The sequence below is a fragment of the Microcoleus sp. M2_D5 genome, from assembly GCF_036701935.1.
GTDB lineage: Bacteria > Cyanobacteriota > Cyanobacteriia > Cyanobacteriales > Microcoleaceae > Microcoleus.
The window spans coordinates 1,439-14,311 of the sequence record NZ_JAUBRP010000013.1 but is presented as its reverse complement, the minus strand read 5'-3'; the positions used below and the strand labels follow the sequence as shown (position 1 = coordinate 14,311).

The 12,873-nt window shown below is 46.3% G+C and carries 9 protein-coding genes; 3 read left to right on the top strand and 6 right to left on the bottom strand.

Annotation, left to right across the window (positions count from 1 at the left end):
* Positions 1-189 precede the first annotated feature (189 nt).
* Complete coding sequence (locus QUA50_RS07820) at positions 190-795, top strand: chorismate lyase (RefSeq protein WP_333261302.1); 606 nt, start codon at positions 190-192, stop codon at positions 793-795.
* A 249-nt stretch (positions 796-1,044) separates the two neighbouring features.
* Here QUA50_RS07820 and QUA50_RS07815 read toward each other — a convergent pair whose 3' ends face one another.
* The 5 genes from QUA50_RS07815 to QUA50_RS29235 all read right to left on the bottom strand — a co-directional run bounded on the left by QUA50_RS07815 (position 1,045) and on the right by QUA50_RS29235 (position 9,180).
* Positions 1,045-2,343, bottom strand: a complete 1,299-nt coding sequence (locus tag QUA50_RS07815; protein WP_333261305.1) for a cytochrome P450 — start codon at positions 2,341-2,343, stop codon at positions 1,045-1,047.
* A gap of 200 nt (positions 2,344-2,543) precedes the next feature.
* Entirely contained in the window at positions 2,544-5,981 is a 3,438-nt protein-coding gene (locus QUA50_RS07810; RefSeq protein ID WP_333261308.1) for a PAS domain S-box protein, read from the bottom strand.
* Between the two features lie 649 nt (positions 5,982-6,630).
* Positions 6,631-8,637, bottom strand: coding sequence for an ABC transporter ATP-binding protein (locus QUA50_RS07805; protein WP_333261311.1), 2,007 nt, complete (start codon positions 8,635-8,637; stop codon positions 6,631-6,633).
* A gap of 29 nt (positions 8,638-8,666) precedes the next feature.
* Positions 8,667-8,969, bottom strand: a complete 303-nt coding sequence (locus tag QUA50_RS29240; RefSeq protein WP_445301929.1) for a zinc ribbon domain-containing protein — start codon at positions 8,967-8,969, stop codon at positions 8,667-8,669.
* On the bottom strand, positions 8,953-9,180 hold the full coding sequence (locus QUA50_RS29235; RefSeq protein WP_445243146.1) for an IS200/IS605 family accessory protein TnpB-related protein: 228 nt from the start codon (positions 9,178-9,180) through the stop codon (positions 8,953-8,955). Before QUA50_RS29235 ends, QUA50_RS29240 begins: the two co-directional genes overlap by 17 nt.
* A 933-nt stretch (positions 9,181-10,113) precedes the next feature.
* Here QUA50_RS29235 and QUA50_RS07800 point away from each other — a divergent pair.
* Positions 10,114-10,932: a tetratricopeptide repeat protein gene (locus QUA50_RS07800; protein ID WP_333261314.1), complete on the top strand. Its 819-nt coding sequence runs from the start codon at positions 10,114-10,116 to the stop codon at positions 10,930-10,932.
* 178 nt (positions 10,933-11,110) lie between these two features.
* Here QUA50_RS07800 and QUA50_RS07795 read toward each other — a convergent pair whose 3' ends face one another.
* Positions 11,111-11,899 (bottom strand): TIGR01548 family HAD-type hydrolase, encoded by a 789-nt coding sequence (locus QUA50_RS07795; RefSeq protein WP_333261317.1) that lies wholly within the window; start codon positions 11,897-11,899, stop codon positions 11,111-11,113.
* A gap of 177 nt (positions 11,900-12,076) precedes the next feature.
* Here QUA50_RS07795 and QUA50_RS07790 point away from each other — a divergent pair, with 177 nt between their 5' ends.
* Entirely contained in the window at positions 12,077-12,388 is a 312-nt protein-coding gene (locus QUA50_RS07790) for a 30S ribosomal protein PSRP-3 (protein ID WP_263053625.1), read from the top strand.
* Positions 12,389-12,873: the final 485 nt, after the last annotated feature.

The following is a 12,873-nucleotide window of genomic DNA, read 5'->3' as shown; positions in this document are numbered from 1 at the left end:
TTTTATTCAATAACAAGCAAGATGCCTGTTCCACACCAACTCTATTTTATTCAATAACAAGCAAGATGCCTGTTCCACACAAACTCAATTTTATTGTGGAACGGGCCGAAGAGCCCGTTTCTAAACAGATTTAAATTGTAGATTGCAGAAGCGTTATAATAAACAAAAAATTAAGTTTTGTAAAGACCCTTGACTGCAACATTCACACCCAAAAACAGCCGCACCTGGCACGCTCTCAACCCCCTCTGGCAAGGAGCCGAAGACGCAGTACAGAAGGGTTTGCCCCACACCAAGCTCGCACCGGCATGGCAAATACTGCTCCTGGGCGACGGTTCCCCCACCCGTCACCTGCAACTGCTGACAGGGGAACCCACAGAAGTTGATGTCATCGATATGTCTTTAGTTGGTGAAGACGCCGACGGCGCACCAGAGCAAATTGTCGCGGTTCCGGGGCCGCGCCTGCGCCGCCAAGTGTGGCTGCGGACTGCTTCGGGACAGCGCTTGGCCTATGCGACTTCTTGGTGGGAAGCGAGTCATGTAGACGAATATTTACAAAATAAATCTTTGCCAATTTGGGCTAGTTTAGCGCGGCTGCGGACAGAATTGTATCGCGATGTGCAGGGCATTTATTGCGGTGATTCGGTGGCCTTGGAATCAGCTTTTGAACAGTCGGGGCCTTTTTGGGGGCGACACTATTTGTTTTGGCATCACGGTAAACCATTGACTCTGATTTATGAGGTTTTTTCTCCTTATTTAGCTAAGTATTTGGGGCCGATGCAATTGGATGTTGATTGAGACTGAGCTCTTGCACCATTATCAAGAACAGGCTTTCCGGCCTGTTCCACAAGAAAGAAAGTTCACTCTTTGTGGAACAGGCCGGAAAGCCTGTTCATAAAAAGCTTATTGAGAATGATGCAACATTTCAGTTGAGACTCAGATATTGCACCATTATCAATCAGGCTTTCAGGGCGGGCTAGAAGCCCAACCCCTACTCCCCACAAGAATAAAATTTACCTATTGTGGAACAGGCCGGAAAGCCTGTTCTTAAGAATTGTTCCGCCGAAATTTGACTCGCAAACCGTCGCGGGGATGCGGAGTCGGTACTCTGATTAAATTCAAATCTTGATCCGGTAAAAGCTCCCATTCAAACTCCCGAACAATCTTGGCCGCAAACAACTTCATCTCTAACCGGGCAAATTCTTTGCCCAAACATTCTCGCAAACCGCCGCCAAATGGCACGTAGCTGAAAGGTTTAGGCGATCGATCCGAGCTAAATCGATCGGGGTCGAATCGATCGGGTTCGGGATAAACTGCGCTATCCTGATGCGTCTGATTGATTTGATAAAGTACCATCCAACCCTTGGGAATTTCGTAGCCGCCGAACTCGCAATCATTAATTACCTGCCGAAAACCGCCTCCCACCGGTGGAACTAAACGCAGCACTTCTCGCATAACCTGTTCTAAATAAGTCATTTGTTTGAGCTGTTCCAATGTTAGCGGTTCCGTATCGGGGAACTGCTGCTGTTCGGCGCGCACTTTTGCCATCACATCGGGATTTTGAGCTAGCAGAAGGCAAAAAGAGGCGATCGCCGAAGTTAAAGTTTCGTGTCCCGCAAACAACAGCAACAGCACTTGATCTTTCAACTCATCCAAACTCAAACTATTTCCCTCGTCATCGCGAGCCGAAATCAGCAAACTCAAAGCATCATTGTTACTAGGGGTTCCTTGCTGGCGATCGCGAATAATCTTTTCCAGTTCTGCCAACAGCAGATTGCGGCACTTTTTCGCCTTGCCAAACTGAGTCCAAGGCACATCTAAAGGAATTGAAAATAAACCATTGCACCAAGTTTCAAAATAATGTCCTAGCGCCGTTTCCGAACCATTATCAATCCCTACTAACAACTTACACGCAACATCAAAAGTATAATTTCTCAGTTCGGGATACCAAGTCAGCGTTTCCATTTTTGCCCATTTTTCCAAATAGCGCTGAGTGATATCTTCCATTCCGCCGATATAGCCAGCCAAAGCTCGCGGCCCAAATGCTTGGTACAGCAACTTGCGCCGATTTTGGTGGTTAGCACCCGTTTGCAGCGCCAAGGAAAGCGGCCCTAAAAGCGCTTTCGTGCTGGGAGGCCAACTCACAACAAAATATTGGTTTTCATTGCTTAAAACAAACAAATTAGCCTCTAGCCCGCACACAAACACGGTAGGCTGTCCGAAAATGCTGGTTTTGAAAATATTTCCGTACTGCTGCTGGCGTTTTTTGGCGAACTGGGCATCTTGCAAAAAGTTGATAGTATCGCCAATTAGGGGTAAACCGAAACTGCCGGGAGGTAATGCCATTTTAGATTTTAGATTTTAGATTTTAGATTTTTAATATCATATCAATTTTAAGTGTCTCGTGCATATTGTCAACCCGACAAATTTCTAGTAAGATAGGTTTGATTTTTTTGTTCCCTGTAGGTGCGTCTGTCTTAAGGTTAATACAAAAACATAGGGTTTTTCCAACTGACGCACCTTACTCTTTGTGCATACAAACCAATTTAATTTTCTGTGCTTTTAATCGGAATCTCGATGATAAATTCACTGCCTTTCCCCACCACCGAGAAACACTTAATTTCACCTTTATGTTTTTCGACAATAATTGAATGGGAAATCGCTAAACCCATCCCAGTACCAGAACCGATCGGTTTTGTGGTATAGAACGGGTCAAATATCCGCTGCTTGACTCGATCGGTCATCCCTGCACCGTTATCAGCAATTCTAATCACAGCAAGAGTACCTTCTACCTCTGTACGAATGCGGATAATTCCCGGATTTTCTAGCGGTTCTTGTAACACGTCAATAGCGTTAGCAATAATATTCATAAACACCTGATTCAACAGTCCGGCGTAGCACTCCACCGGTGGCAGTTGTCCGTATTCTTTAACGATTTGAATTGCTGGGCGATTGTACTCCGTACCGGCTACGCTATCGGGCTGAACTTTCAGACGGTGTTCTAAAATCATCAATGTGCTGTCGATGCCTTCGTGAATGTTAACCTTTTTCATGTCAGATTCATCGAGGCGAGAAAAATTTCGCAAACTCCGCACGATATCCCGGATGCGAGTAGCTCCCACCTGCATAGAAGACAGCATTTTCGGCAAGTCGTCTAGCACAAAATCCAGCTCTAAAACTTCTATTTCCTCCTGAATCGCTGGAGAAGGTTCCGGGTATTCATCTCGATACATTTGCACCAGTTTCATCAGGTTTCTGGCGTATTCTTCTGTGTAAGTAAGATTGCCGAAGATAAAGCTGATCGGGTTATTGATTTCGTGGGCGATTCCTGCTACCATCTGACCGAGACTTGACATTTTTTCTGCTTGAATGAGCTGGGTTTGAGCAAGCTTAAGTTCGCACAGAGTTACTTCGAGTTTGGCTGCTTGTTCTTGCGCTATCCGGGCTGAATCGAGGCTTTGAGTGTAAAGTTCAGATTGACTGATCGCGATCGCCAGTTGATCCCCAATTACCTCCATTAACTCCACTTCCTCTTTTGTCCACTGGCGAACCTCCCTGCAAGAAATGCAGCCAACAACACCAGTTAGACCCCCCGCACTTTTAATCGGCAAATCCAAGACAGACTTGCAACCAACCTCCAAAAAGAATTTTTTTTCTACGGGATCGCTGACAGTTGCAACATCATCTATTTGATAAACTTCCAAATTAGCGATTTTTCGCGGCAGCATACCCGTTATGTCAGCAGGAAAATAACCCAAAAGCGATACCAAGTCATCATTCTTAGCTTCGTGGACGACATCCCAAGCTGGTGGCGAAGCGTCGGGCAAATACCAGATAAACACACAGCGATCGACTTGCAGCAAGTCGCGAATCTGCTGCACAGTTGTTGCCAAAATAGTATCTAAATCTAGAGATTCGCGGATATTGCTAGCTAGCTGGTTCAGCAGCGCTTCCTGCTCCGCTAATTTGCGGAATCTCGCTTCCGACTTTTGCAACTGTCTTTGAGATTCTTTTTGTTTTGTAACGTCCAAACCCAAGCCGATTAAGCCGATCGTGTTTCCAAAATCATCTTTGACCTTAGTTTTAATTGTCTCCAAATAATGTTCTTTACCATCAGCAAGCTGCATCACTTCTTCAGCATAACAGGGAATATCTTGGCTCCACGCTTGCGCGTCAGATGCCATGCAGTTAGCAGATGCTTCTAATCCCATAACTTCGGAATAGTGAGATGCTGCTAAAAAGCTTGATTCAGGTATAGCTACATCTTCGCAGAAAGTTTTGTTAATTAATAACATCCGTCCGCTAGCATTTGTCAGCCATACCCAGATCGGAGCGTTGTCAATAATTGCCCTCAAAGTTTGCTGTTGTCTGGCGAGAGCTTCTTCTGTTTGCTTGCGCTTAAGTCCCAGGGCGATCGTATCGGCACTTGACGCCAAAGCAATCAGCGTTGATTCGTTCAACTCCTGGCGAGCAAACATCGCGATTACTCCCAGCAACTGATTGTCAACAATGAGGGGATATCCAGCAAAAGCCACCATTCCTTCACGCGCAGCCCATTTTTTGTCCTGGATTCGGGGATCTTCTTTCACAGAATTAGTGATGTGAGGTTGTCGCTCCAGGGCGATTAAACCAATCTTGAACTCGCCGACAGCAATGCGGCTGTGAGCGCCGTCAATATGAGTATATATCCCCGCGCTTGCTTGCAGTTGCAATACATTTCCGTCTTCATTCAACGTCCAAATCCGAGCAAAGGCAACATCCAAATGGCGCACAACTGCATCGGCGCAGTATTGCAAAGTTCTACGCAAACCCTGGTTTTGAGTTAGAACAATTCCCACATCTGCTGTGAATAAAGAAAGTTTCAATTGTTCTGCTAAAGCTTGTTCTGCTATTTTTCGCTCTGTAATGTCCGTAGCAGCACCGAGACGCTGCTTAATTTTTCCCTCCTCTGTTCTGCTAAATACAATTTCCCGGCTAACTAGCCAGCGCCAACAATTATGTTTGTCGCGTACCCGATATTCGTACTCAATAACTTCGCCGTCGGCAGCCTTTTCTAATTGCTGAAAATATCCCGAAAATTTAGCTAAGTCGTCAGGGTGGATGATGGTGGGCAGTAGATTGCTGCCCATGCTTTCAACTTCTGCGCTCGTATAGCCGAGGGTGTCAGTGATTTCGCGGTTGCTGTAGACATTTCGCTGCTCGGTTTCGTCGTAAACAAAGAGAAGATTCGGACTGGTATTGGCAATTCGCTCAACAAAATGCTGGCTATCTTGCAGCGCTGCTTCTGCAAGTTTTCGATCGGTAATGTCGCGACCGACACCATAGAGCAATTCTTCCTCGCAGAAACGAGTACCAGTCCAGGCTATCCACTTGTAAGAACCGTTGCGGCAGCGCCAGCGGTTTTCAAACCCAACGGTATTATTCCCCGCAGCAACACTTTCAGCTTCTTTTAAAGTAGTTTCGCGATCGTCTGGATGCACGAATTCAATGAAGACTTTGCCAATCATTTCTCCTGGGGGATAGCCGAGGATTTTTTCTGCTGCTGGGTTGATGAGTGTTATATAACCGTCAAAACTAAGGACGCACAGCAGATCTAGCGAGAGGCTAAAAAAGCGATCGCCCCCGTTGGGTTCGCTGGGTGGGCGATCGTTTTGGGCTGCGACAGCAGAAGCTTTTGAACCCGCCGATACCGCCATAAAGACAATATTTGCTATTACCAAAAATCCCAGGGCGACTTGGCGGGCATAGAAATTATCGCCGCTGCCAGCTACGAGCCACCCGTTGAACACCAGCAGTGCAATTATCAAAATTGAGAATAAACTGCCAGGGGCGATCGTCGCTACGCTGATTTTTTTACCATACTGCTTGCTGCCTTTTGCCTTTTCTATTCTGGTGACTGCTGCAGTGATTTTTCTCAACAACAGTTGCAGTAAGTTCAATATTTTAGTGCTTTTGGATGCTTCGATACGAACAGAAGACTTCATTTTTTTACTCTTGATTCCGTTTTACTTGTGGTGGCTCACAATTCATATAAATAAAAATGTTTAAATTTTGTAAAAATTTGCTGGGTTGCCAAATCTAGCATTTTAATATTTAAAATTTGCGTAGATTTACGCAAGCTGGCTAGATAATTAAGTGTATTTACGGAATTAGCAAGCAATCTCTTTTTAGCTGAGGTGTACATTTTTTAATTTTTCCAACTCAGAGAGAGAGCTTATCTATCATACTACGCTACATATTGCTGTTAGTCATTAGACTTTTGGCCTAATCTAGCTAATTGGACGCAGAACCTAATTATGGAGGCTGCGGATGAAGCTGATTGTCGCATTATAGTAGCGTATAATAGCACTTTTTGCGTCCAGGAATGACCTGGTTTGATGTATGAAAATACTGCGTGAACCACCCAGGGTGTGGCTTCAACAACCAGGAATATTAGTCAAGTTCAAACAGGTTGAATTTGAGCATAAATTATGAAGTTAAAATAAAGCTCAACTGCTGATTTGTGAAGATAAAAGGAAAAAAATCTTCGTAGCAGTTTTTCGTTGCACGAGTTGTTCGCGCGTAAGGGCTAATTAGTAATTGGTAATTGGTAACAGGCAATTGGTACTTGATACGAGTTAAAAACACTAGATATCAATTTTGTTCTGATTCATCTGCCGGCGATGGAGACCAAGCAGCTTGGCGACCTAGTTGCTGTTGCCGAATTCGCTCCAAGTTCCCCGCAGGAATAGAAGCTATGAGTTGTCGCGTGTAAGCTTGCTGCGGTTGGCGGTAAATGCGCTCAGCAGTGCCAATTTCTTCGATTTTACCTTTGTTCATGACGATCGCGCGATCGCTCATAAACTTGACCACGCTCAAATCGTGAGAAATAAAAATATAAGTCAGTCCAAACTCTGTTTGCAACTCCTTGAGCAAATTTAAAACTTGCGCCTGCACGGACACATCTAATGCCGAAACCGACTCATCGCAAATAATAAACTTAGGATTCAAAGCCAAAGCTCTAGCAATACAAATTCGCTGCCGCTGTCCGCCCGAAAACTCGTGAGGGTAGCGCCGCATAAAATCGGGATTCAAACCCACTCTATCCAACAAATAAGCCGCGCGATCGCGCTGTTCTTTCTGGTTCTTACCAAAGCGGTGAATCACCATCGGTTCCATCACCGCATCCCCAACACTTAGACGCGGATCGAGAGAACTAAAAGGATCTTGAAAAATAATTTGCAGATCGCGCCGCAGCCACCGCAATTTGCGATCGTACTCTTTTTTTATCCGATAATTAGCCATCCACTGCGATGCCGAACTACTTATCGCAGGAGGCGTAATTTCTTGACCTTCAAAAAACACTTGACCGCTGGCGATCGGAATTAATTGCAGCAAAGCCCTCGCCAAAGTAGATTTGCCGCATCCAGACTCGCCCACCAAACCCAAAGTCTCGCCGGGGTAAACCTCAAAAGAAATATCGTTTACCGCCATAAATAAGCGTTTGGTTTCGCCAAACATCCCCTGAACAGGAAAACCGACGCGCAAGTTATTAACAGCTAGCAAAGGACCAGAAATATGCGGCAACCGAGGCGGTTTTCCTGTTGCAAAAGCGGAATTTCCACCGCTGCTGTCCCCGTCTAAATCGGCATTTTTCTCGACAATTACTAATTCGCCGCTAGCATTTGTGGTGACATCCATAAAATCGGAAACTGTCGGCAAGCGGCGCAGTTGCCGATCGAGAGTTGGGCGGCAAGCTAACAGACCTTTTGTGTAAGGATGTTGGGGATTGCTGAAAATTTGTTCGATCGCACCGCACTCAACAATCTTGCCTCGGTACATCACCGCCACCGTATCGCCAATTTCAGCAATGACGCCCAAATCGTGGGTAATAAAAATCATTGCCATGCCTCTAGAGTCCCGCAACTCCCGCAGCAAAGCTAAGATTGTTGCCTGCACGGTTACGTCCAAAGCCGTGGTAGGTTCATCAGCAATTAATAAAGTTGGATTGCAAGAAATTGCCATTGCAATCATCACGCGCTGGATTTGACCGCCTGAGAGTTCGTGGGGGTAGCGATCGAGCATAGCTTGTTTTTGGCCGTTGACGAGCTGCATCAAATCGCGATCGTCCTCCCGAACCGCTTCTTGCCGCAAAGCCAAACACCGCTGCCTGAGCTCATCGTCGCCCGGTAGCAGCTTCACCTCTTGCAGCAGAGAAGCAGCTTGGCGCCGCGCTTCTGTCTGCGACACCTGTTGGTGCAAACAAATGGCTTCGGTGAGTTGAAATCCGATCGTATAAACCGGATTTAGCGAACTCATCGGCTCTTGAAAAATCGTCGCAATCTGACTGCCCCGGTATGTTTGCTTTTTCCTGTCCGGCATTTCCAGCAGATTCACAGGCCCATTGCTAGCGCCGTCTTTTGTCGGAGAAAACCAAATTTCGCCCTCGATTTTCGTTGACGAACTCGACAGCAAACCCATAACAGCCAGGGATGTTACCGATTTTCCCGAACCCGACTCTCCCACGATGCCCAAAGTTTGCCCTCGCTTGACCTCAAACGAAATGCCGTCAACCGCTTTGACGGTTGCAGACGCATCGCCTGCGTCCGCAGATTGAAATTGAACCCGCAGGTTGCGAACTTCTAGGACGGTTTCACTCATGGAAGTCTATGGCAAAAATTAAAGGGAGACTAAGTGGATTGTAGCAGGGCCTGGTAAATTACCCAGCACGCTCCCTGAGTACAGGCACAGTGTGGGCTTTCAATCGCCCTGAAATAATCTTGCACATTGCAAAACAATCTCGAACATAAGGGCTTATTTACGAAAGCCCCAATAGCAGCAATATTCTTACTGCCGTTTAAGTCGGCATCACCTTTCCAGCCACAATAGCCACAAGCGAACTTTTTACCAGTTCTATAAGATTCGCCCCGTCCAGGGTGAATATGATTGCACTTGTGGCACATTTTGCTAGTATATCTAGCTAGGCTCCACAAACAAAATCTTTACCCTATGCTTTATAGCTTTGTAGATTAGGAATTGGCGCAACTGAAAGAATGCCCAGTTATTGAATCGTCTCCGCTCTTTTTTCGAGCGTGGCTGCTGATTTGTGCGCTCCCTAATTCCCGTCAAATCTTCCAAAGCGACAACTTGATTTTTGTTCTTAGCCTCGGTTACGATACGGTGACTGATAGTGTGATTTACCAAAGTCTGAAAGCGCTTTCCCTTGCCCGACAACCGTTTCAACAATTCTCGACATCTACGCCGAGTGCAACGCGAGCCTTTCGTGGCTTTTCGCTGGATATTTGCTCTCAACTTGGCATAATGATTCCTAACTTTGGTAATTTATTTACCGCTAAATGTATCTCCCTCAGAAGTAACTGCAATATCACTCCCACCCAAATCACAGCAGTAAGTTTAAGGCTCTGGAAGCGAGAAAATTTTGTTTTTATAAATTATCGAACAATAGGGAACCAGAGGTTTTTAATGTCGAGGCAAGATAATTTAATAAATCTTTGTATGCTGCAACGACGACCCTCAAATAAAATGGGATAAGGCATCAAAGAAGCCAGCAACTCAATACTAACTTGTTTGTGGCATTGCAAAAGATATACCAAGATTTTAAGCGTCACGTATACGTCGGTTTTTAGTTGCTGTAGCAGGTGGATGTGGTAAAATTGAGGAAACATATTTAACAGATGGGGCTTGTTGACAAAAATTACCCCATTTTTTTTACCGCAACTTGCCGAAATCCTCAACAGGTAGGGCTTTTGACCAGGTTGTCACCCCGTCAGCTCGCGAACGCCCGAAGGGTTGCATCAATTTTGATGGACTGCTCAGGCGCTACTTGGAGCTTGCAAGGGGCGGGTAAACCTGCCAATATCTGCCAATAATTGACAATCTCAAAAACCCGCCCCTACCGGGATATTACGGTCAATCGATCGGACATGATATCAGTTAAACCTGCAACTACCCAACCAAAGTCCGCCTATCCCGACGAAACAAAATCCAGAACCTGCGGAGGCAGGTTTTGTCCCTGTAGCTGCGACTTAAGTCGCCCAGACTTTTCAAACATCTTCTAACCAACGCCCGCCAATTCGGTTAATAATATGTTTAGTAAAGTTTAAACGACCAACAACGATGATTCGCTCACTTTTCACATTTTTTACAGTATTAATTGTAACCGGATTAGTATGGTTGGGAAATATTGCCCCCGTTGCCGCACAAGTACAACCAACAGATATCGCCGATCCCCAACAGGAATTGGGAGAACTCGTTCAAAAAGCTTTTGAAGCTACAAATGAAGGCAAATTTCCCGCCGCTGAAACTTTTTGGACTCAAATCATTGACAAATTTCCCTCACAAGCGGCCGCTTGGAGCAACCGAGGCAATTCTAGAGTCAGCCAAAACAAACTACAAGCTGCTATTACCGACTACGAAAGAGCGATCGAACTAGCACCCGACGCCCCCGATCCCTACCTAAACCGCGGCACCGCCTTAGAAGGTTTAGGACGCTGGGAAGAGGCGATCGCCGACTACAATCACGTACTAGAATTAGACTCCCAAGATCCAGCCGCCTACAACAACCGAGGCAACGCCGAAGCAGGTTTAGGACAATGGGAACAAGCAATTGCCGACTACAGCAAAGCCTTTGAACTAGCCCCCGAATACGCCTTTGCCCGCGCCAACCACGCCCTGGCACTTTATCAAAACGGGCAAACCAAAGAAGCAATTCGCAACATGAAAAACATCGTCCGCAGATACCCCCAATTTGCCGACATGAGAGCCGCCCTCAGCGCCTGTCTTTGGGAAGCTGGAAATCGCGGCGAAGCTGAGAGCAATTGGGTAGCAGCCATCGGCCTCGACTCCCGCTACAAAGACCTCGATTGGGTTGCCCATACCCGCCGCTGGCCACCACTTGCAGTCAGTGCATTAGACAAATTCTTGCACTTAAAATAATCTCAAAAGGAAAGTTGGAGGTTGTCATTGGTTATTTCGATAACTGACAACTAATATCGTTTCCGGTTGCATCGGAATGATTTAACCGCAGAGGGCGCTCCAGAACGCAGAGGGAGAGAATACAGAGATGAATAATTCCGATGCTACCGGATTTGATATAACAACTAACAACTGACAACTAACAATTGACTAATTCTCGAATCCGCGCAGCCGTCAACTCCTCGACATTCCTGAAAACCGCTGCCGCACCCGCATTTCCCAGCACCGCAGCATAAGCCTCGCAGCGCACAGCATCATCCAAAACATGAGGCGGCAAAATTCCAGCCCCCAGCCAAACCCGATTTGGTTCCACTTCCCGCGCCTTCACAACCGTGTAAATATCCGCAACAGTATCTCCCGCGTAAATCACGGGCAAATTTTTTGCTAAACCGTGCAGAGTTTCCAACTGTTCAATTGCCGCGAAAAGTCCAGCCGGATCGGGTTTTCCCGGTGCATCTTCCATCGCCACCAACACCGGGGAATTTAAACTCAGTTTCCCTGACAAAACATAAGCAGCTTCATCCCGCATCGCCCCGCTAAAAAAGCCCCAAACAATTCCCCCAACTGTTAAATTTTCCAGGTAAGCCGGACTTAACAGCAGCGGTTCGTCGCAAATGTAACCAGTCCAATTTTTCTCATCGGGCCCGCGATAGCGACTTTGGAAAAAAGCCACTAATTCGTCATAGTCGATCGCGAGTTCGTTTCTCGATCGCCCAATTCCCTCAAAATAACGGCAAACTAACTCGAAAGACGCCTGCCAGTCATTGTTCCACACTCCCTCAGACTTCAGAGAGTCGATATCGAGAGAATTCGGGCGAAAAGCACCCGCCGTGAAATGTTCCACCGCATCCGCGATCGCCCGCCGGTAGGAACCGGACACATCCCGCACCACACCGTCAATGTCGAAGACTAAAATAACTCTGTTCACAACTTAACTATCCTTGTACCTAGGGCGGGCGAGAACCCAAATTTTATCGGTTCCCAGCCCCTGAGCGGCGCTAAAACCAGCCGCGCCACAAAACTTTTTATGGCCGATGACCAATTATCGAACAGAGTGTGCTACGCTTAGCGATTGTAGAAATTTTTAACAAGTTCGATCGGAACCCTGGAGGTTTGCTTGTCCAAGTTCATCTTAAAAGTTCTCTGGCTAGAAGAGAATGTTGCCCTCGCCGTTGACCAAGTTGTCGGCAAAGGAACTAGCCCGCTGACATCCTACTTTTTCTGGCCCCGCAAAGATGCGTGGGAAGACCTCAAAAACGAACTCGAAGCCAAACACTGGATTGCTGATAACGATCGCGTCGAAATCCTCAACCAAGCCACAGAAGTCATCAACTACTGGCAAGAGGAAGGCAGACGGCGCCCGATGACTGAAGCTCAGTCAAAGTTCCCGCAAGTGACTTTTACCGGCAGCAACTAAGCCCCGCTTTTAGTTGCTACCCATATACATTGCCTGTTATGGCTGACAAGGGGAAGGAAAGAGGGGAGAAGGCGAGAGGATTTGACGCTTTTTCCACCTCGCCGTGAAACATAAAATTTGAATTCGCTACAGCTTATATTGATATTAAATCCGATTTTCATACCTACTCTGGTTGTGGGCTTGGTCGATTCGAGATTTATTGAAAATAAAGCTCTAAAATCGGCGTTGTTTTGATAATTAATACTTACGCGAAAAGTGGTTTGACGCGCTGCTTATAGATTTTTATGAACGGGCAAGATGCCCGTTCCACAAGAAGAAAATCTACTCTTTGTGGAACAGGCATCTTGCCTGTTATTGAAAAGGGTGCAAAATGTGAGTTATAACTGAAATGTACCATTGTCAATAAGCTTTATGAACGGGCAAGATGCCCGTTCCACAAGAAGAAAATCTACTCTTTGTGGAACAGGCATCTTGCCTGTTATTGA